Consider the following 20963-nt stretch of genomic DNA (forward strand, 5'->3'; position numbering starts at 1 on the left):
GTTCCTGCGCCGGGCCGCGGCGTGTGCCGACCAGACACCAACCCCCGAACCCGAAGAGGAGTACCCGCTCATGCGTTTCCGCGCCACGCTCCAGCTCGACGGCAGGACCGCCACCGGCATCGAGGTGCCCGCCCGGATCGTCGAGGCGCTGGGAGCCGGCAAACGGCCCCGGTCGTCGTCCAGATCAACGGTCACACGTACCGGAGCACGCTCGGATCCATGGGCGGCGTGCACAAGCTGCCGGTCAGCGCGGAGCACCGCGCCGCCGCCGGGATCAGCGCCGGCGACGAGGTCGACGTCGAACTGCGGCTCGACGATCAGCCCCGCGAGGTCGCCGTACCCGACGACCTCGCCGCCGCACTGCGGGCCGACAGCGCGGCCGGTCGGGCGTTCGACGCCCTGTCGCCCAGCCGCCGCAGGGCGCTGGTCCAGCAGCTCGAGGGCGCCAAGACCGCCGAGACCCGGCAGCGCCGGCTCGCCAAGGCCATCGAGGGACTCCACCCGGCGTGAGGCGCCGACGCCGCGCCGCCGACGGGTTCGCCGCCCGCTGACCGGCAACCGCCCCTCCCGTACCGCCGCCGCGTCTGCCACCATTCCAGGGCGGCACGTCGAGCGGATGGAGGCACGGGTGCGGATCCTCCTGGTCGAGGACGATCGGCGGGTGGCGGCCGCCCTCTCGTCGGCGCTGACCCGGCGCGGCTACCAGGTCGAGCACGCGGCCACCGTCGAGGCGGCCCTCTCCGCCGCCCCCTGCGACCTGGTGCTGCTCGACCTGACCCTGCCCGACGGGGACGGCACCGACGTGTGCCGGGAGCTGCGCCGGCGCAGCAGCCAGCTCGGCATCATCGCGGTGACCGCCCGCGGCGAGGAACGCGACCGGGTGCTCGGCCTGCGGCTGGGCGCGGACGACTACGTGGTGAAACCGTTCTCGATGGTGGAGTTGCAGGCCCGGATCGAGGCGGTGCTGCGCCGGGCCGCGCACACCGCGCCGGAGCGCAACCTGATCGAGGCCGGCCCGGTCCGCATCGACGTGGGCGGGCGGACGGTCAGCGTCGCCGGCCGGGGCGTCACGCTGACCCGCAAGGAGTTCGACATCCTGCTCTCGCTGGCCCGGCAGCCCGGCGTCGCGGTGCCCCGGGAACGCATCCTGCTGGACGTCTGGGGCACCACCTGGGCCGACCGGCACACGGTGGAGGTGCACGTCGGCTCGCTGCGCGGCAAGCTCGGCGACCCGACGCTGGTGGAGACCGTACGCGGGGTCGGCTACCGGCTCCGCGGCGAGTGAGGAGTCCTCGGTGCGGCGCCGGCTGGTGATCAGCTACCTGCTGCTGATGGTGCTTGTGCTGCTCGCCCTGGAGACGCCGCTGGCCGCCACCCTCGCCACCCGGGAGACCGACCGGGTCCGCGCCGACCGGCTCGCCGACGCCACCCGGTTCGCCTCGCTGGCCGGCCCGGCGCTGCGCGGCGGCGGGCCCGGCCCGCTGGACGGGGAGCTGGCCGCCTACGACGGGCTGTACGGCATCGGCGCGGCGGTGGTCGACCGGGACCGGCGTACCGTGGTCGCCTCGGGGAGTTGGGAGTTCGGCCGGCGCGCCGACGAGGCGCTGGACACCGCGCTGGCCGGGCAGCAGTCCAGCGGGCCGGAGTCGGTGTGGCCGTGGGGGGACGGGCCGCTGGTGGTGGCCGTCCCGATCAACGACGGCGGCGAGGTGCTGGGCGCCGTGGTCACCGCCACCCCGGCCGGCTCGGTACGCCGCACCATCGCCGCCTGGTGGCTGCTGCTCGCCGGCATCGGCCTGCTCGCCGTGCTGGCCTGCGTGTCCACCGCGTTCGGGCTGGCCGGCTGGGTGCTGCGCCCGGTCACCGAGCTGGACGCGGTCACCCACGAGATCGCCGAGGGGCACCGGACCGCCCGGGTGCGTCCCCGGCTCGGCCCGCCCGAGCTGCGCCGGCTCGCGACCAGCTTCAACCACATGGCCGACGCGGTCTCCGACGTGATGGACCGGCAGCGGGCCTTCGTCGCGCACGCCAGCCACCAGCTGCGCAATCCGCTGACCGCGCTGCGGCTGCGGGTCGAGGAGCTGGGGCCGAGCCTGACCGACGCCGACGGCCGCGCCGAGCACCGGCTGGCCCTGGAGGAGACCGACCGACTGGCCACCGTGCTCGACGCGCTGCTCACCCTGGCCCGGGCGGAACGTGAGGAGAACCAGCGGGTCACCGTCGACGCCGCCGAGGTGGCCGCCTCCCGGGTGGCGGCCTGGCTGCCGCTGGCCCGGCACCGCTCGGTCGCGCTGCGGTTCGACACCGCCGCCGCCCCGGCGTACGCCCGGACCGTGCCGACCGCCATCGACCAGGCCCTCGACGCGTTGATCGACAACGCGGTCAAGTTCAGCGGGGCCGGGGGCGAGGTGACGGTGACCGTGCGGGCGGCCGACGGTGGGGTCGCGCTGGCGGTGCGGGACACCGGCCCCGGCATGACGACCAGCCAGCTCGACCAGGCCACCGAGCGGTTCTGGCGGGCGCCCGACGCGCAGAACGTGGACGGGGTCGGGCTGGGCCTGACCATCGTGGCGGTGCTGGTCGACGCCTCCGACGGCCGGTTGGTGATGCGCCAGGCCGAGCCGCGGGGGCTGGTCGCCGAGCTGTGGTTCCCCGCGCCGGACGAACCGGCCCTCGACGAACCGGCCCTCGACGAACCGGCCCTCGACGAACCGGCCCTCGACGAAGCGGCCCCGGACGAAGCGGCCCCGGACGAACCGGCGCCGGACGAACCAGGCCCGGACGCACCGGCGCCGGACGGGCCGGCCCCGGACGGGCCCACCGTCGACGGGGAGCAGACCCCGCCGGGCGGCCCGGCGCGGGCGCCGGTCGGCACCGGCTGAGGGCACCGGTCGGCACCGGCTGAGGGCGCCGGGGTCAGGGTTTGCTGGCGCGGTACCAGGCGGCCGCGCCGGGGTGCAGCGGCAGGGGAGCGGTGACGATCGCGGCGCGGGGACTCATCCGGCCGGCGGCCGGATGCGCGGCGGCCAGCTCCTCCCGGCGCTCCATCAGCAGCCGGGTCACGTCCCGCACCAGGGACTCCGGCAGGTTCGCCCGGACGATCAGGTAGTTCGGGTTCGCCACCGTGCTGATCGGATCGGTGCGGTACACCGAGTGCGGGATGTCCCGGGTCACGTAGACCTGCCCGTAGGCGCGGCGCAGCGGCTCGGTCCACTCGCCCAGATCGACCATCCGCACGCTGGTCCGGCCGGCCAGCTCGGCGACGCCGCGCACCGGCAGGCCACCGGAGAAGAAGAACGCGTCGATCTGGCCGGCCCGCAGCGCGGCCACCGAGTCGTCCAGGCCGAGGTGCTCCTGGCGGACCCGGTCGCCGCCGAGCTGGGCCACCGCGAGCAGCCGCTTCACGGTGACCTCGGTGCCGGAACCGTCGGCGCCCACCGAGACCCGTCGGCCGCGCAGGTCGGCGAGGGTGCGTACCGGGCCGCCGGCCGTGGTGACCAGGTGCAGCAGGTCGTCGTAGACGCGGGCCACGGCGAGCACGGCGGGGTGCTCGGGGGCACGCGGGGGCAGCACGTCGGCCTGGGTGAACCCCAGCTCCGCCGCGCCGGCGCCGACCAGCCGGACGTTCTGCGCGGACGCGGCGGTGACCTCCACGCTGGCGCGTACCCCCGGCAGCTCCCGGTTGAGGATGGCGGCCAGCGACTGGCCGAAGGCGTGGTAGACGGCGGTCGGGCTGCCCGTGGCGATCCGGATCGGGACCGGCTCGGTCGGCTCGTCCCGGCAGCTGGCCAGCGCGGCCAGGGCCGACCCGAGCAGGACGAGCAGCGCGAGCGGCGCGGCGACCCGGCGTCGTCCGGGCACGGACCAGTGTCGGCTCACGCGCTGCACTGTGCGCCGTGCACCGCCCGCCGCGCAAGCCCGGGCCGGGGTGGCGGGCGGCACGGCCCGGCCGCAGCCGCGCCACGGCCACCTCCTCCCGCACCGTGGCCTCGGCGGCGGCCCCGGTGGCCGCCGCCGAGGACCCCGGCGGGCGCCGGCGTACCGGCAGGTGGCCGGGGGAGCGGAGCCCCGGTCCCGGTGGGGGCCCCGCCCACCCGGAGCGGAGGGGTGCGCCCCGGCGGCGCGGTCGCGGGTGGCCGCCGGGCGCGGTTCAGCAGGCGGTCACGGGCGGGGCGAGCGTCGCGCTGTCGACGATCCGGGCCCGGTGCGGGCCGTTGGCGACGCTCACCACGAAACAACCGGCGCCCGGCCGCAGCATCGCCGGGACGTCCAGCAGGGCCGCGCCGCGCACCAGCACGGCGGCCAGGTCCCGGTCGGCCAGCCGGATGCCGAGACTGTGCCGGCGTACGTGCCGCCCGCCGGCCAGCAGCGCCGCCCGCCAGGCGGCGGCGGCCAGCCGGGGCCGCCACACCCGCCGGGCCGGTGAGGCGCCGGGCACCGGGCCGCCGAGCAGCTCCCGCCGGCCCTGCCGCCAGCCGGCCTCCAACAGCGTCGCGTACGCCGGCCGGTGCTCGCGCGGCACGGACAGCCGGTGCACCTCGTAGCGGCGGCGCAGCCCGCCGGTGGCCAGTTCGTGCTCGACCGGCACGGCGAGGCGGCCGAGCAGCTGCCGCAACCGGCGTGCCGCGTCCTCCCGGTTGAACTCGGCGACCCCGCCCCGGTACGTGTCGGCGCCCGGACGGCGCGGATCGGTGGCCGGCGGCGGGGTGCAGCGCAGCAGGCAGGCGACCTCGAACGCGTCGACCACGGTCGGCCAGTCCAGCGGCGGCGGGGTCGACGGCGGGCGGGGCCGGTCGAGCAGGGTCACGGGCTCGGGGGCCATCAGGTGCTCCTTGTCGACGTCGGGGTTCCCTTACGGTGGCCCCGCCGCCGCCGGGGCGGAACCGCTGCGCCCGAGCCTTGAGCAAAATTTGCGGCTACAGCTCCGTCACCACGACGTCGACCTGGCGCGGCCGGCCGGCCACCGGCGGCTGCTCCTCGACCTGGTACTTGAGCTCGCGCAGCGCCCCGACCAGGGCGGCGGCGGTGCGCGGCCGGGCCCCGGCGGTCAGCAGGTCCCGGACCAGCCGCCCCTTGGTGGCCTTGTTGAAGTGGCTGACCACCGAGCGGGCCGGCACCCCGTCGACCGCACGCTCGTGCAGCACCCGCACGGTGACGGTGCGCTCGGCCAGCGCGCCGCGCGGCGTCCAGGTGGCCGCGTACGCGCCGGAGCGCAGGTCCAGCACCGGCCCGGCGCCGGCGGCCGCCGCCATCGCCGGGGCGAGGGCCCGCCGCCAGTACGCCGACAGCGCCCCGACCCCCGGCAGCTTCGCCCCGATCGGGCAGCGGTACGGCGGGATCCGGTCGGTGAGCCGGACCGCGCCCCACAGGCCGGAGCTGATCAGCACGCTGCGGCGGGCCAGCCGGTCGGCCGTGGGCGGCAACGAGGCCAGGTCGAGCGCCTCGTACAGCACCCCGGTGTAGATCTTCGCGGCCGGCGCCGTGGCGGCCTGCCGCAGCCGGGCGTTGCGGCGCAGGTCGTCGCGCTGGCCCTCGCTGAGGCCCAGGGCGGCGCGGGCCGCCGCCTCGTCCGGCCCGGCGCAGAGCGCGACGAGGGCGGTCAGCACCTCGTCCCGGGCCGGGGTCAGCTCCGGCAGGGCCAGCCGGGACAGGTCCAGCCGCCGGCCGGCGCCGGCCTCGGCCTTCCCCTCGGACGGGGGCAGCAGGATGAGCACCGGCACAGATTACGGCCCCGGCTCAGCGCCACGGTCGCACGGCGCTCTCCGGGTGGTACACGCGATAGCCGCCGGCCTCGGCCACCACGGCGGCGTCGGCCCGGTCGCCGAGCAGCCGGCGCAGCCCCCGCTCCGCCGATGAGCCCACCGGCACCACGTACCCCGGCCGGGGCGCCCGCCCGACCCGCTTCCAGTACGCCGGGTAGCGGTTCTGCCCCGGGGTCAGGTTGCCGTCCAGCACCGCGCAGACCACCCGCTCGCCGGTGTTGAAGATCAACCGGTTGCAGGTCCAGTAGTCCGAGTAGACCTCGTGCAGGCCGGCCCGGCGGACCGCGCCGGCCAGCTCGCGGGCCTGCCGCTCCTCGGCGCGCAGCGACGGCGCGTCGGCGACGAACGCCACGGTGCCGGCGAGCGTGGCGGCGGCCAGCGCGACCAGCACCAGGGTGGCCAGGGCGCCGCCGAGCCGGGCCAGCGTCCCGGCCGTGCCCCGCCAGGCGTACCGGGCGGCCAGCCAGAGCGGCCAGAGCACCGCCGGCAGCGAGAGCTGCAGCACCGACAGGTAGCGGGCGTTGCCCAGCGGGTCGGTGGCCGACAGCGGGCTGCGGACGTACCCGAGCAGGGTGAGCACCGCCCCGACGACCAGCGCGAGGATCGCCACGGCCCGGACCCGCGCGGCCGGTTCCGTGGCCCGCCGGTAGGCGACCAGCCCGAGCCCGGCGGCGGCCAGCAGCAGCGGCGGATAGAGCAGCCCGAACCAGCCCGCCCAGCGGGCACAGCCGTCCATCGGACAGAGGCCGGTCGCCAGCGGCACCCCCTCCAGCAGCCCGCCGTGCAGCCGCTCGGTGAGCGTCGGGGCCAGCCCGTCCTTGGTGCTGATCTCCCGGAACACCGACAGCGAGTCCTGCCCGTCCGGGGCGATCAGATTGTCCTTGATCATCGGGGCCAGGCCGATCAGGAACCCGCCCAGCAGCAGCACGCCCGGCCAGCCGACCAGCTCCCGGGGCACCGCCCAGACCAGCACCAGCCCGGCCACCGCCAGGTAGGGCGCGATCAGCCAGTCGGACCAGAGCGCCACCCCGGCGAGCAGCCCGAACGCCCCGGTGGCCAGCCAGCGGTGCCGTACCCGGTCGTCGGCCAGGGCCAGCGCGATCAGCAGCATGGCCAGGACCGCCGGCTTCACCTCCGGCCGGCCGCCCACCACGGTGAGCTGGTCCCGCACCACCCGCTCCGAGCCGAGCGCGAGCAGGCCCACCACGGCGGTGGCCAGCCAGGGGGAGAGAAGCCGGCGGGTCAGCCGGTACGCCAGCCAGAGGAACACCGCGTAGAGCAGCAGCAGCGGCAGCCGCAGCACCGGCCAGCTCGGCCCGGCGACCGCGAGCAGTGGGGCCGCCAGGTAGGACTCCAGCATGCCCATGTAGCGCTGGCCGTACAGGAAGACGGGCCGCTCGTGGCCGGTGGCGATGTGCAGGGCGGCCAGGCCGAAGGTCGCCTCGTCGCTGTTCGAGGTGGGCAGGGTCAGCAGCGTCAGGACCAGCCGGTAGCCGACCCCGGCCACGCCGAGCAGCAGCGCCACCAGCGCCGGCCGGTCGAGCGTCGGACGCCGTCGCCTGGGGTCCCGCACTGGTGTCGACACGACCAACGCCCCCGTCGTCGCCTGCGACCGCAGTTTTTCACGGCGTCGGGCGGCGGCGGGGAGGATCCGCGCACTCCGCCCGGCCCCACTCGCGTGGCCGGGTCCCCCGGGTTGTGGCAGGGTGGCAGCGTGCCACCGACACCACCGGACCAACTGGCCGTGCCGCAGCTGCACCGGGCGGCGCGGATCGAGGACGCCGTGCACGGCCTGGTGGAGCGCCGGCTGCGCCGCACCGGATGGCAGGCCAACATCATCGCGTACGCCGGCTACGGCGCACCGGGCTGGGCGCGGGTGCTCTGCCGGGTGCTGCTCGGCCGCCCCGACACCCGCCAGCGGGGCCGGCTGGAGAAGGTCCGGGGCTGGCGCAGCTTCGCCACCCTGCCGGCCAAGTACGCCACCGTCACCATCGAGGCCGGCGGGGTACGCCGGGAGGTGACCGCCGACCGCAGCGGCTTCGTCGACACCGTCATCGAGGCCGACTTCACCCCCGGCTGGGGCTGTGTGCGGCTGAGCGTCCCCGACGCGGAGCCGGTGGACGCCCTGGTCCGGATCCTCGACCCGGATGTCCGGTTCGGCATCCTCTCCGACATCGACGACACGGTGATGGTGACCGCGCTGCCCCGGCCGCTGCTCGCCGCCTGGAACACCTTCGTCCTCGACGAGCACGCCCGGGCCGCCGTCCCCGGCATGGCCGTGCTGTACGAGCGGCTGGTCACCGCCCACCCCGGCGCGCCGGTCTTCTACCTCTCCACCGGCGCCTGGAACGTGGCGCCGACGCTGACCCGGTTCCTCTCCCGGCACCTTTACCCGGCCGGGCCGCTGCTGCTCACCGACTGGGGGCCGACCGCCGACCGGTGGTTCCGCAGCGGCCGGGAGCACAAGCGGGCCACCCTGGCCCGGCTGGCCCGGGAGTTCCCCGACGTGCGGTGGCTGCTGATCGGCGACGACGGGCAGCACGACCAGGAGATCTACCGCGAGTTCGCGGCCGCCCACCCGGACAACGTGGCCGGGGTGGCGATCCGTCGGCTCTCGCCCACCCAGTCCGTGCTGGCCGGCAGCCTGCCCACCCCGCCGGACCGGCCCTCCGCCGGCCCGGTGGGGCAGAAGTGGCTCGCCGCGCCCGACGGCGCCGGCCTCTGGAAACTGCTCCGCGAGGCGGGCCTGGTCTGAGCCGGACGACGCCGGGCGGCCGGACGACGCCGGGCGGCCGGACGGCCGCAGGAAGTCGAGTGCGACCCGGCCCACCCCACGCGCCAGCCCCGGGCAGCGGCGCCGTCGTTCCCGCCACCCGGATGACCGGCGTCCGGCCCGCTGCGGCCCGTCGGGCTCGCCCGGCCGCTGCGGCCGGGGGTCCGTGACGGACGGTAGCGTCGTTCGCCGGGCAGAAAAGGTGAGAGCGATATGCCGCTGAGGCATAAATATGACTCAGCGGCATATCGCCAAGAAGTGGTGCCTCCACCAGCCCGTGCCACGCGTGGCGCCGTGGGAGGCGGGGAGCGGGCTCAGGCGGTGACGATTCCGGTCGGCGTGGTGGCCGAAGTGCGGACGCCGAGCGCGGCGAGGCGTTCGCGCGCCGCCGGCACCGTGGCGGGATCCGCCGCCAGTTCCACGATTTCACCCAGGGGAAACGGCTCACCGCTGGTGGTGAGGAGCTCCGGCGGCCCGGTCCAGGAGTGCCGCCAGGCGGCGGCACCGGAATCGACCGTCGCCGCCTCGACCGCGCCCTCGAAGGCCGCGGTCAACGCGTCCAGAGCCGACTCGGCGTCGGCGTCCGGGCTGAGTCTCTCAGCGAGGTCGGCGTACCGGTCGGCGGCGAAGAGGTCGAGCAGCAGGTCGAGGTCGGCGTCGGCTCGTCCGGTAAGCCCGGTGGCCGCCTGGAACAGCGGGTGGGCCAGGCCTCGGGCGGCCTGGCAGGCCAGGGCGGGGGTGAGCCGGTCCCAGGGCAGCAGCTGGACTCCGGCGTGGTCGAAGAGACTCGTCCGGAGTTCCCGGCTCGTCGCGTCGACATCGAGGAGCAGGTCGGTCGCGGGCCGTCCGTCGGCGGCGACGGGTACGTCGCGGACGAACCGCAGGGCGGCGATCCGCTCGCCGATCGACGGGTGGGTGTCCCACCACGCTGGCTCGGTCGGGGCCACCTCGACACTGCGCTGCCGGACCTGCTCCCGCCGGGCGGCCAGGTACGTCGCGAACCCGTCGAACAGATCCTCCGGAAGGTGGCCGGATTCGTAAGCCGGAGTGACGTGGTGCGCCAGGTACTCCTCCCAGCCGGTTGCCACCACCCGGAGTTCGCGCAGGGCGGTGGTCATCGCGTCCCGCCCGGCGGCAGAGACGGCGTACCGGTCGGCCTCGTATTCCATCTGCCAGCTGACCGCCTGCTCGACGGCGACGTGGAGCCGGGCGTACCCGGTGAGCAGCCCGCGCAGGAGGAAGAGATGGGTATGGCGGGCGATCTCCACCACCGTCGTCCGCCCGCCGTGGGCCAGCAGCACAGTCCTGCTGTGCCGGCGGGAGAAGTGCCCCAACTCGTGGGCGAGGACGGCCCGAAGTTGGTCCACGGTGTACGTCCGCAGCAGCGGCAGCCCGAGGACCACCCGGCGCCGGCCGGGAATTAGCCCGAGGAGTCGGCTGCTGTCGGTCACTGCGGCGTGCGCTCCGGCGACCAGCCGAATCTCGTCCGGCTCCTGCGCGGCGACCCCGGCGGCGAGGTCACGCACGATCCGCCACAGCTCCGGTGCCTGCTCGGGGGTGAGCCGCACCCCCACCGGCGGGGACGGGCGCACCAGGAGCACCCAGCCCGTGATGTAGACGACGGTGAAGAGCAGGAAGAACGCGGCACCGAGCAAAAAACCGCGGGTGGCGGTAGAGCCGGCGATGTCGAGGTATTCGCCCCCGCCGAACCCCAGGATGGTGAGCGCGACCACCAGGCCGGCCGTCAGGACGTAGAAGCCGATGAGCAGGACGACGGACAGCGCCGCCCGCAGTGATGTCTTCATGTGATCTTCCTCCCCGTTGTGCGGCGAGCACCGTATCGAGGGGAGGGGTGAAGGACAAGACTCCTCAGGTGTCGATTCAGTCGCGGCGCAGCCAGAGCACGCCCAGCGGCGGGACGCGCAGCGCCGCCGAGGCGGGCATGCCGTGCCAGGGGACGTCCTCGGCGTGCACCGCGCCGAGGTTGCCCACCCCGGACCCGCCGTAGTGGTGGGCGTCGGTGTTGAGCAGCTCGGTCCAGGCGCCGCCGGCCGGCAGGCCGACCCGGTAGCCCTCCAGCGGGAGGGCGGAGAAGTTCGCCACGCAGACCAGGGTCGCGCCGTCGGGCGCGATCCGGATGAACGAGACGGCGTTGTTGGCGACGTCGTCGCCGGCGATCCAGCGGAAACCGGCCGGTTCGGTGTCCTGCGCCCAGAGCGCCGGGGTGGCCCGGTAGATCCGGTTCAGGTCGCCGACCAGGCGTTGCACGCCGGCCCGGGCCGGGTCGTGGGTGAGGTACCAGTCGAGGCCGCGCTCCTCGCTCCACTCCCGGTCGTCGGCCAGCTCACAGCCCATGAAGAGCAACTGCTTGCCGGGATGCGCCCACATGTACGCGAGCAGCGCGCGCACGTTCGCCAGCCGCTGCCAGGTGTCGCCGGGCATCTTGCCGGCCAGCGAGCCCTTGCCGTGCACCACCTCGTCGTGGCTGATCGGCAGCACGTAGTTCTCGCTCCAGGCGTACGCCAGGGAGAAGGTGAGCTGATGGTGGTGGTGCTGCCGGTAGATCGGGTCCTTCGAGGTGTAGAGCAGGGTGTCGTGCATCCAGCCCATGTTCCACTTGAAGCCGAAGCCGAGCCCGCCGGAGCTGGTCGGCTTGGTCACCCCCGGCCAGGCGGTGGACTCCTCGGCGACCATGACCGCGCCGGGGTGGTGCCGGTAGACGGTGGCGTTGACCTCCTGGAGGAGCGCGATGGCCTCCAGGTTCTCCCGGCCGCCGTGCACGTTGGGCGCCCACTGCCCCTCCTGGCGGGAGTAGTCCAGGTAGAGCATCGAGGCGACCGCGTCGACGCGCAGCCCGTCGACGTGGAACTGGTCGAGCCAGTAGAGCGCGTTCGCGACCAGGAAGTTGCGCACCTCCCGCCGGCCGAAGTCGAAGACGTAGGTGCCCCAGTCGGGGTGCTCGCCGCGGCGCGGGTCGGGGTGCTCGTAGAGGGGGGTGCCGTCGAAGCGGGCGAGGGCCCACTCGTCCTTCGGGAAGTGCGCCGGCACCCAGTCGAGGATCACCCCGATGCCGGCCTGGTGTAGCCGGTCGACGAGGTGACGGAAGTCGTCGGGGTCGCCGAAGCGCGCGGTCGGGGCGTAGTAGCCGGTGACCTGGTAGCCCCAGGAGCCGCCGAACGGGTGCTCCATCACCGGCAGGAACTCCACGTGGGTGAAGCCCAGCTCGGTGACGTACGCGGTGAGCTGCTCGGCCAGCTCCCGGTAGCCGAGGCCGGGCCGCCAGGAGCCGAGGTGCACCTCGTACACGCTCATCGGCTCCTGGTGCGCCTGGCGCCGGGCCCGCCGCGCGAACCAGTCGCCGTCGTGCCACTCGTACGCCGAATGGTGCACCACCGACGCGGTGGCCGGCGGCAGCTCGGTCCGGGCGGCGAGCGGGTCGGCCTTGTCCCGCCAGTGCCCGTCGGCGCCGAGCACCCGGTACTTGTACCGGTTGCCCACGGACGCGCCCGGCACGAAGATCTCCCACACCCCGCTGGAGCCGAGCGAGCGCATCGGCCAGCCGTCGTCGGGCCCCCAGCCGGTGAAGTCGCCGACCACCCGCACGCCGCGGGCGTTGGGCGCCCAGACGCTGAACGCCACCCCCTCGTCGAAGACCCGGGCGCCGAGCGCCTCCCAGAGCCGCTCGTGCCGGCCCTCGCCGATCAGGTGCAGGTCCAGCTCGCCCAGGGTGGGCGGGTAGCGGTAGGGGTCGTCGTGCGGGGTGCCGTCGACCTCGATCCGGTAGTCGAGCACCTCGCCGGGGAGCACGGCCTCGAAGACGCCGACGTCGTGCACCCGCTTCATCGGGTGCCGGTCGCCGTCGACCAGCACGGCCACGTCGGCCGCGCCCCGGCGCAGGGTCCGGATGGTGGTGTGCCCGTCGGCGGGGTGCGCGCCGAGCACCGCGTGCGGGTCGTGCGCCTCGCCGGCGATCAGCTGGTCCATCGTGCGTCGTCCTTCGCGGCCGGTGCGGTCGGTGCGGTGCCGCCGGAGAGGTCGGCGGGTACGTCCTCGACGGTCAGGTCGGGCGCTGCCGGGGGCGGCGCCTCGGCGGCGGCGGGCGGGGCCGGCCGCCGCACGGTGAGCACGTGCGCGGGTTGCAGGTAGGGGTCGAGCCGGACGGCGTTGCGCTGCCCCCAGTCGTAGCTGGTCCCGGTCAGCTCGTCGTGCACGGTGAACCGCTCGTGCCAGTCGAAGCCGAGGGCCGGCATGTCCAGCGTGGTGTTGCCCCACTGCACGGCGCGCGAGTCGAACGAGCAGACCACGATGACCGTGTTGCCGGTGTCCGGGTCGTGTTTGGACCAGCAGAGCAACGCCGGGTTGTCGATCTCGTGGAAGTGCAGGTTGCGCAGCTGGTGCAGGGCGGGGTTGGCGCGGCGGACCCGGTTCAGGGTGGCGATGAACGGGGCCAGGGAGCGGCCCTGCTCCTGCGCCCCGGCCCAGTCGCGGGGGCGCAGCTCGTACTTCTCGTTGTCCAGGTACTCCTCGGCGCCCGGCCGGGCGACGTGCTCGAACAGCTCGTAGCCGGCGTACACGCCCCAGGAGGGGGAGAGCAGCGCGGCCAGCACCGCCCGGATCTTGAACATCGGCGGGCCGCCGTGCTGCAACGACTCGTGCAGGATGTCCGGGGTGTTGGGCCAGAAGTTGGGCCGCATGTGGTCGGCCGCCGCGACCAGCTCCGCGCAGTACGCCCGCATCTCCGCCGCCGTCGTGCGCCAGGTGAAATAGGTGTACGACTGGGTGAAGCCGATCTTGCCGAGCCCGTGCATGATCGCCGGGCGGGTGAACGCCTCGGCCAGGAAGAGCACGTCCGGGTCGACCTTCTTGACCTCCCCGATCAGCCAGTGCCAGAAGTCGAACGGCTTGGTGTGCGGGTTGTCGACCCGGAAGATCTTGATGCCCTCGCCGACCCAGTGCAGCACCACCCGCAGGATCTCCGCCCGGATGCCCTCGGGATCGTTGTCGAAGTTCAGCGGGTAGATGTCCTGGTACTTCTTCGGCGGGTTCTCCGCGTACGCGATGCTGCCGTCGGCCCGGGTGGTGAACCACTCCGGGTGCGCGGTCACCCACGGGTGGTCGGGGGCGCACTGCAACGCCAGGTCCATCGCCACCTCCAGGCCGTGCTCGGCGGCGGCGGCGACGAAGTCGCGGAAGTCCTCCGGCGTACCCAGCTCGGGGTGGATGGCGTCGTGGCCGCCCTCGGCGGCGCCGATCGCCCACGGCGAGCCGACGTCGTCCGGGCCGGCGGTGAGCGCGTTGTTGCGGCCCTTGCGGTTGACCCGCCCGATCGGGTGGATCGGCGGCAGGTAGAGCACGTCGAAGCCCATCGCCGCGACGCCGGGGAGGCGCTCCATCGCGGTGGCGAAGGTGCCGGACCGGGCGGGCGCGTCCACGGTGGCCGGGATCGCGCCCTCGGAGCGGGGGAAGAACTCGTACCAGGCGGAGAAGAGCGCCCGGGGGCGGTCCACCCAGAGTTGGTGCTCCTCGCCGGTGGTGACCAGTTCGCGCACCGGGTGGTCCCAGAGCAGCGGGGCCAGGTCGAGCGCGGGGCCGACCCGGCGGGGCAGGTCGAGGTCGGTGTCGGCCAGCGCGTCCAGCGCCGCCCGGATCCGCTTCCGGTCGGCCGGCTCGACGAGTTCGAGGGCCGCGGTCAGCACCCGGGCCCCCTCGGCCAGGTCGTTGGCCAGCTCGGCCGGGCCCTGGCCGGCGGCGACCTTCTTGGTGACCGCGTTCTGCCAGGTCAGGTACGGGTCCTGGAACGCCTCCACGGCGAACCGCCAGGTCCCCACGGCGTCCGGGCGGATGGTGGCGTGCCAGCGGTCCTGGCCGGGCTCGCCGGGGCGCATCCGGGTGAACGGGCGGGCCGCGCCGTCCGGGCCGAGCCAGACCACGTTGCAGCCGAGCGCGTCGTGCCCCTCACGGTAGGCGCGGGCCGACACGGGCACCGGTTCGCCGACCACCGCCTTGGCCGGGTAGCGACCGCAGGCGACGACAGGAGAGACGTCTTCGATCGGGAACCGTCCAGTCACCGGTTCAACCTACTGCCCGAGATCCTCTCGCGCTCGGCTGCACCCAGATCCCCGGCACCGCCCTCGGCGCGCCCGAGCGCGCGTCCCGGCGGTCGCCGTCGCGCGCGAACGGCCGCGTCGGCGGGGAGCCATCAGTCCGCCCGGCGCGCCACGAACACGAACTCCCGCCCGGGGCGGTCGGGTGCCTCCCGCACGTCGACCGTCCGGTAGCCGCTGGCGGCCAGGCTCGCCTCGACCTCGTCCCGGTCGCGGAACCGCAGCGTCGAGTCCGACGTGACGACCGCTCCGTCGGCCAGGAACCGGTACGTGTACCGGAAGGACACCAGCGGCAGTGCGACAGCGGTCACCTCGAGCCGCCGTCGCACCGGCCCGACCCCCGGCACGTCCCGGGTGACCGGCGCGGTGTCCGCCGCCCACTCCTCCCACGCACGCCGCTCGGGACGCCGGGTCTCGAACACGAGGTGACCGCCCGGCCGCAGGGCGTCGTGCACGCCCCGCAGGGTGCGCGCCCAGTCGTCGTCGGTGCAGAAGACCTGGGCCACGTTCCCGGTCATCGTGGCCAGATCGGCGTGCAGCGGCGGCAGCGTCGTGGCGTCGCCGGGCAGCCAGCGGACCCGACCCGTCGGATCCTTCGCCCGCGCGACCGCCAGGGACGCCTCGGCCGGGTCGACGCCCACAACGGTGCGGCCGTGGCGGGCGAGCAGCAGAGCCAGGTTCCCTGTCCCACACCCGACGTCGAGCACCACCCGCGCGCCCACCTCGTCGGCGACCGCGAGGTACGCGGCCAGGTCGTCCCGGTCGCCGTCGAACGCGTCGTAGACCGGCGCGAGACGAGGGTGGGCGAAGATCGCATCCGGCACCCGGGGACTGTATCCGGCGGCCGGCGTGATGGGTGTCCGTGCCGTCAGTCGAGGTCGTGTTCGACCGGTGTTGAGCACCCGGGCGAGCGGCGTCGAAGCGCGCCCACGGCCGGGACGGACCCGCGTCGGACGACGGTCAGCCGGCGGCGCCCACCGACCGGTACACGTCCAGCGTGCGCTGCGCGATGGCGTCCCAGGAGAAGTGCTCCACCGCCCGGCGGCGGCCGGCGAGACCGAACTCCTCGGCCCGCTTCGGCTCGGCCAGCAGGTCGTTGATCGTCGCCGCCAGGTCGGACACGAACCGCGCCGGATCCAGCGGCCGGCCGCTGCCGTCGGCGGCCTGCTCGATCGGCACCAGCAGGCCGGTCTCGCCGTCGGCGACCACCTCGGGGATGCCGCCGGTGGCGGTGGCCACCACGGCCGTCTCGCAGGCCATCGCCTCCAGGTTGACGATGCCCATCGGCTCGTACACCGACGGGCAGACGAAGATCGTGGCGTGGGTGAGCACCTGGATCACCTCGGGCTTGGGCAGCATCTCGGCGATCCACACCACCCCGGAGCGGTTCGCCCGCAGCTCGGCGACCAGAGCTTCCACCTCGGCGGCGATCTCCGGGGTGTCGGGGGCGCCGGCCAGCAGCACGAGCTGGGTGTCGGCGGGCAGCTCGCGGGCCGCGCGCAGCAGGTACGGCAGGCCCTTCTGCCGGGTGATCCGGCCGACGTAGACCACGCTCGGACGGGCCGGGTCGATGCCGAGCCGGTCCAGCACGTCGGTGCCCGGGTCCGGGGCGTACTGGGCGGTGTCGATGCCGTTGTAGACCACCCGCACCCGGTCCGGGTCGATGCCCGGGTACGCGGACAGCACGTCGCGGGCCATCCCGGCGCTGACCGCGACGATCGCGTCGGCGGCCTCGAACGCGGTCCGCTCGCACCAGGAGGAGAGGGCGTAGCCGCCGCCGAGCTGCTCGGCCTTCCACGGGCGCAGCGGCTCCAGGCTGTGCGCGGTCACCACGTGCGGCACCCCGTGCAGCAGCTTCGCGGTGTGCCCGGCCAGGTTGGCGTACCAGGTGTGGCTGTGCACCACGTCGGTGCCGGCGGCCCCGGCGGCCATCTCCAGGTCCACGCCCATGGTGCGCAGCGCGGCGTTCGCGCCGGCCAGCGCGGCCGGCTCGGCGTACGCGGTGACGCCCGGCTCGGTGCGGGGCGCGCCGAAGCAGTGCACCCGCACGTCGGCGAGCCGGCGCAGCTCGCGGGCCAGGTACTCGACGTGCACCCCGGCGCCGCCGTAGACCTCCGGTGGATACTCCCGGGTGAGCAGGTCCACGCGCAGCCGTGCCGAAGACGTCATGACCGGCACCCTAGTGCAGTTCGCCACCCCGCACCGGCTGCGGAACTGTGCCCGTACGAGTGGTGAAGTCGGGGCGGGATGGATAGCGTCTGGGCATGGCTGCCAAGGTGCTCGCGATCGTCCTGGCCGGCGGGGAGGGCAAGCGCCTGATGCCCCTCACCACGGACCGGGCGAAGCCCGCCGTCCCCTTCGGCGGGATGTACCGCATGGTCGACTTCGTCCTCTCCAACCTGGCGAACGCCGGCTTCCTCAAGATCGTCGTGCTCACCCAGTACAAGTCCCACTCGCTGGACCGGCACATCACCAAGACGTGGCGGATGTCGACCCTGCTCGGCAACTACGTCACCCCGGTGCCGGCGCAGCAGCGCCGCGGCCCGTGGTGGTTCGCCGGCTCGGCCGACGCGATCTACCAGAGCTTCAACCTGATCAACGACGAGCAGCCCGATTATGTGATCGTCTTCGGCGCCGACCACATCTACCGGATGGACCCGCGCCAGATGGTCGACGACCACATCGCCTCCGGCGCCGGGGTGACGGTGGCCGGCATCCGCCAGCCGCTGTCGACGGCCGACCAATTCGGCGTGATCGAGGTGGGCGCGGACGGCCGCCGGATCAGCGCGTTCCGCGAGAAGCCCACCGACGCGGTCGGGCTGCCCGACGCGCCGGACCAGATCTACGCCTCGATGGGCAACTACGTGTTCAGCACGAAGGCGCTCTGCGAGGCGGTCGAGCGCGACGCCGCGGACAAGAGCAGCAAGCACGACATGGGCGGCAGCATCATCCCGATGCTGGTCGAGCGGGGCGAGGCCAACGTCTACGACTTCAAGGACAACGAGGTGCCCGGCAGCACCGACCGGGACCGCGGCTACTGGCGGGACGTGGGGACCCTCGACTCCTTCTACGACGCGCACATGGACCTGATCAACGTGCACCCGGTCTTCAACCTCTACAACTTCGACTGGCCGATCTACACGGAGCAGCCGCCCTTCCCACCCGCCAAGTTCGTCCACCAGTGGGGGGAGCGAGTCGGCCGTGCGGTCGCCTCGATGGTCTCGCCCGGCGCGGTGATCTCCGGCTCGCTGGTGGAGAACTCGATCGTCGCGCCGAAGGTGAAGGTGCACTCCTGGGCGCACGTGGACGGCGCGGTGCTCATGGAGGGTGTCGAGATCGGCCGGCACGCGGTGGTCCGCCGGGCCATCCTGGACAAGAACGTCTACGTCCCGGAGGGCGCCGAGATCGGCGTCGACCTGGAAAAGGACCGGCAGCGCTACACCGTCTCCGACAACGGCATCGTCGTCGTCGGCAAGGGCCAGCGCGTCGAGGCCTGATCCACCCGCACAACCCAGGAGGTTTCCACCGTGGCGCACCCCCGTGCCGGCCAGCCCGCCCAGCCCGCCGACCTGGTCGACGTGCCCCGGCTGCTCACCGCCTACTACGCCGAGCACCCGGACCCGGCCGACCCGGCCCAGCAGGTCTCCTTCGGCACGTCCGGGCACCGCGGGTCGAGCCTGCGCAACGCCTTCAACGAGGACCACATCCTCGCGGTCACCCAGGCGCTCTGCGACTACCGCCGGGAGCAGGGGCTGGACGGCCCGCTCTTCCTCGCCCGGGACACCCACGCGCTCTCCGCGCCCGCCGAGGCCAGCGCGCTGGAGGTGCTCGCCGCCAACGAGGTCACCGTGTTGCGGGACAGCCGCGACGGCTACACCCCCACGCCCGCGCTGTCGCACGCCATCGGAACCCACAACCGCGGGCGGACCAGCGGCCTGGCCGACGGCATCGTGATCACCCCGTCGCACAACCCGCCGGACGACGGCGGCTTCAAGTACAACCCCACCCACGGCGGGCCCGCCGACACCGACGTCACCCGCTGGATCCAGGACCGCGCGAACGCCATCCTGGCCGCCGGGCTCAAGGAGGTGAAGCGCATCCCGTACGCCCGGGCCCGGGCCGCCGACACCACCGGCGGGTACGACTTCCTCGGCCGGTACGTCGACGACCTGCCCGCCGTGCTGGACATCGCCGCGATCCGCGACGCCGGGGTGCGGATCGGCGCCGACCCGATGGGCGGGGCGAGCGTGGCGTACTGGGGGGAGATCGCCGAGCGGCACCGGCTGGACCTCACCGTGATCAACCCGACCGTCGACCCGACCTGGCGGTTCATGACGCTGGACGGCGACGGCAAGATCCGGATGGACTGCTCGTCGCCGAACGCGATGGCGTCGCTGATCGCGGCCCGCTCCGACTACCAGGTCTCCACCGGCAACGACGCCGACGCCGACCGGCACGGCATCGTCACCCCGGACGGCGGCCTGATGAACCCGAACCACTACCTGGCGGTGGCGATCGGCCACCTGTTCCGCACCCGGCAGGAGTGGGGTCCGGCGGCCGCCGTCGGCAAGACGCTGGTCTCCTCCTCAATGATCGACCGGGTCGCCGCCGACCTGGGCCGCCCGCTGCTGGAGGTGCCGGTCGGCTTCAAGTGGTTCGTCCCCGGCCTGCTCGACGGGGCGGTCGGCTTCGGCGGCGAGGAGAGCGCGGGCGCGTCGTTCCTGCGCCGCGACGGCGGCACCTGGACCACCGACAAGGACGGCATCCTGCTCTGCCTGCTCGCCGCGGAGATCATCGGGGTGACCGGGCGGACCCCGAGCGAGCACTTCGCCGACCTGGCCGAGCGCTTCGGCGCGCCCGCGTACGCCCGGATCGACGCGCCGGCCACCCGGGAGGAGAAGGCCGTGCTCGCCAAGCTGTCACCCGATCAGGTGCCGGCCACCGAGCTCGCCGGCGAGCCGATCACCGCCACGCTCACCACCGCGCCCGGCAACGGTGCGGCGATCGGCGGGCTGAAGGTGACCACCGAGTCCGGCTGGTTCGCCGCCCGGCCGTCCGGCACCGAGGACGTCTACAAGATCTACGCCGAGTCGTTCCGCGGGCCGGAGCACCTCGGCCGGATCCAGGAGGAGGCGAAGGCGCTGGTCTCCGGCGTGCTCTCCCGCGCCTGACCGGCGTTGGTCTCCGGCGGCGCTCCCCGCGCTGACCCCGGGTGCCTCCGGGGTCAGCAGGGCGGTTCCAGCTCCCGCTGGTCGCGCTCCCGGCGCAGCTCCTCCGGCAGCAACTCGCGCAGCTGGTCGGGGAGGAACGGCAGGTCCAGCAGGCTCAACTTGAGCTGGTTGCGCTCCTGGTAGCGCTTCGGGTCGAAGCGGACCACCCGGCCGGCGTCGCGGCGGTAGCGGATCTGCACGGTCCCCTCGCGCGCCGCCTCCTTGATCACCAGCCCGTCCATCTCGACGGCGACCGCCGCCGAGTGGGGCTGGAGGTCCAGCCGGATGCTCTCCTCCGGGGCCAGCACCACCGACCGGGAGATGCCGGCCATCGGCGCCGACGGGGTCACCACCACCACGTCCGCCGCCGGCGAGATGAGCGGCCCGCCCGCCGCGTAGCTGTACGCCGTCGAGCCGGTCGGGGTGCTCACCACCAGCGCGTCGCAGCGGTAGTAGCCGTACCGCTGGCCGTCCACCGCGAGGGTGGCCGTGACGAACCCGGAGCCGGGCTGGCGGACCAGCGCGATGTCGTTGAAGGCGACCACGTCGTCGCCGCACACATCACAGGCCAGGCAGGCGTGCGACTCGACGGTGAAATCCTTCGCCGCCAGCCGGCTCAACGCGTTCGGCAGGTCCGGCGGCTCCACCTCCACCAGGAAACCGAGCCGGCCCAGGTGCACACCGAGCACCGGCTTCGGGTCGTGCACCGCCATCCGCAGCGCGCCCAGCATGGTGCCGTCCCCGCCGATACTGATCAACGCGTCGGACCGGACGGCCAGGTCGTCGGCCGGGACCGGCTCGACGCAGGACGGCACCCGGTGCTCGTCCTCGGTCCGCACCAGCAGCGTCTTGCGGTGGCTCGACGCCCACCGCTCAATGATTCCGACCACCTCGGAGACGTCCCGGGTGGGGTGCAGCACCAGACCCAGTCCCGCCACCCGTACAGCTCACCACATCCCGGGCCGGTCGGCGGGACGTACGCGCAGGCAGGCCGGCGCTGGTCTCCGCGCCGGCGGGCCCGGCCGCGCGTTCAGTGGCGCGGCCCGGGCTGTGCGGGTCGGTAGGGCGCGAGCACCCCGAGCGGGTGCGGTGCCTCCCGGCCATCGCGTCGAAG

15 protein-coding genes and 1 pseudogene are annotated in these 20963 nt (G+C 74.4%); 6 read left to right on the top strand and 10 right to left on the bottom strand.

Annotated features, from left to right (window positions below):
• Positions 1-21 precede the first annotated feature (21 nt).
• The 3 genes and pseudogenes from AB0I11_RS12800 to AB0I11_RS12810 all read left to right on the top strand — a co-directional run.
• Positions 22-510 (top strand): YdeI/OmpD-associated family protein, encoded by a 489-nt coding sequence (locus tag AB0I11_RS12800; RefSeq protein ID WP_357318255.1) that lies wholly within the window; start codon positions 22-24, stop codon positions 508-510.
• Positions 511-616: 106 nt separating this feature from the next.
• Complete coding sequence (locus AB0I11_RS12805) at positions 617-1285, top strand: response regulator transcription factor (RefSeq protein ID WP_357318258.1); 669 nt, start codon at positions 617-619, stop codon at positions 1283-1285.
• Between the two features lie 10 nt (positions 1286-1295).
• Positions 1296-2657 (top strand): annotated as a pseudogene (locus AB0I11_RS12810) (HAMP domain-containing sensor histidine kinase); the annotation flags it as partial.
• A gap of 259 nt (positions 2658-2916) precedes the next feature.
• Here AB0I11_RS12810 and AB0I11_RS12815 read toward each other — a convergent pair.
• The 4 genes from AB0I11_RS12815 to AB0I11_RS12830 form a co-directional block, all read right to left on the bottom strand.
• Positions 2917-3888 carry a TAXI family TRAP transporter solute-binding subunit gene (locus tag AB0I11_RS12815; protein ID WP_357318103.1) on the bottom strand — a complete coding sequence of 324 codons (972 nt, stop codon included), beginning with the start codon at positions 3886-3888 and terminating at the stop codon, positions 2917-2919.
• A 262-nt stretch (positions 3889-4150) separates the two neighbouring features.
• Positions 4151-4822, bottom strand: coding sequence for a hypothetical protein (locus AB0I11_RS12820; RefSeq protein WP_357318106.1), 672 nt, complete (start codon positions 4820-4822; stop codon positions 4151-4153).
• Between the two features lie 94 nt (positions 4823-4916).
• On the bottom strand, positions 4917-5720 hold the full coding sequence (gene yaaA, locus AB0I11_RS12825) for a peroxide stress protein YaaA (RefSeq protein ID WP_357318109.1): 804 nt from the start codon (positions 5718-5720) through the stop codon (positions 4917-4919).
• A 16-nt stretch (positions 5721-5736) separates the two neighbouring features.
• Positions 5737-7347: a hypothetical protein gene (locus tag AB0I11_RS12830; RefSeq protein WP_357318111.1), complete on the bottom strand. Its 1611-nt coding sequence runs from the start codon at positions 7345-7347 to the stop codon at positions 5737-5739.
• Positions 7348-7476: 129 nt separating this feature from the next.
• Between AB0I11_RS12830 and AB0I11_RS12835 the strand changes: the two genes are divergently transcribed.
• A complete protein-coding gene (locus AB0I11_RS12835) occupies positions 7477-8517 on the top strand; it encodes a phosphatase domain-containing protein (protein ID WP_357318114.1) in 1041 nt (346 codons plus the stop codon).
• Between the two features lie 332 nt (positions 8518-8849).
• Here the strand turns inward: AB0I11_RS12835 and AB0I11_RS12840 are convergent, their stop codons facing one another.
• From AB0I11_RS12840 to glgA, 5 genes are all read right to left on the bottom strand, one after another.
• Positions 8850-10340 carry a M48 family metallopeptidase gene (locus AB0I11_RS12840; RefSeq protein WP_357318117.1) on the bottom strand — a complete coding sequence of 497 codons (1491 nt, stop codon included), beginning with the start codon at positions 10338-10340 and terminating at the stop codon, positions 8850-8852.
• Positions 10341-10416: 76 nt separating this feature from the next.
• Positions 10417-12519 (bottom strand): 1,4-alpha-glucan branching protein GlgB, encoded by a 2103-nt coding sequence (glgB, locus tag AB0I11_RS12845; RefSeq protein ID WP_357318120.1) that lies wholly within the window; start codon positions 12517-12519, stop codon positions 10417-10419.
• Positions 12507-14603, bottom strand: coding sequence for a maltotransferase domain-containing protein (locus AB0I11_RS12850; protein ID WP_357318124.1), 2097 nt, complete (start codon positions 14601-14603; stop codon positions 12507-12509). The genes glgB and AB0I11_RS12850 overlap by 13 nt, the downstream gene beginning before the upstream one ends.
• 131 nt (positions 14604-14734) lie before the next feature.
• On the bottom strand, positions 14735-15463 hold the full coding sequence (locus AB0I11_RS12855) for a class I SAM-dependent methyltransferase (RefSeq protein ID WP_357318128.1): 729 nt from the start codon (positions 15461-15463) through the stop codon (positions 14735-14737).
• Between the two features lie 136 nt (positions 15464-15599).
• The gene (gene glgA, locus AB0I11_RS12860) at positions 15600-16808 is read right to left on the bottom strand and encodes a glycogen synthase (protein WP_357318131.1); all 1209 of its coding nucleotides are present in this window, start codon (positions 16806-16808) and stop codon (positions 15600-15602) included.
• 95 nt (positions 16809-16903) lie between these two features.
• Between glgA and glgC the strand changes: the two genes are divergently transcribed.
• Both glgC and pgm read left to right on the top strand, forming a co-directional pair.
• On the top strand, positions 16904-18136 hold the full coding sequence (glgC, locus tag AB0I11_RS12865) for a glucose-1-phosphate adenylyltransferase (protein WP_357318134.1): 1233 nt from the start codon (positions 16904-16906) through the stop codon (positions 18134-18136).
• Positions 18137-18166: 30 nt separating this feature from the next.
• On the top strand, positions 18167-19810 hold the full coding sequence (gene pgm / locus AB0I11_RS12870; RefSeq protein WP_357318137.1) for a phosphoglucomutase (alpha-D-glucose-1,6-bisphosphate-dependent): 1644 nt from the start codon (positions 18167-18169) through the stop codon (positions 19808-19810).
• A gap of 53 nt (positions 19811-19863) precedes the next feature.
• Here the strand turns inward: pgm and AB0I11_RS12875 are convergent, their stop codons facing one another.
• Positions 19864-20787 (bottom strand): NAD(+)/NADH kinase, encoded by a 924-nt coding sequence (locus tag AB0I11_RS12875; protein WP_357318140.1) that lies wholly within the window; start codon positions 20785-20787, stop codon positions 19864-19866.
• Between the last annotated feature and the right edge of the window lie 176 nt (positions 20788-20963).

The sequence above is a fragment of the Micromonospora sp. NPDC050495 genome (assembly GCF_040655175.1).
In the GTDB taxonomy this organism is placed as follows: domain Bacteria; phylum Actinomycetota; class Actinomycetes; order Mycobacteriales; family Micromonosporaceae; genus Micromonospora.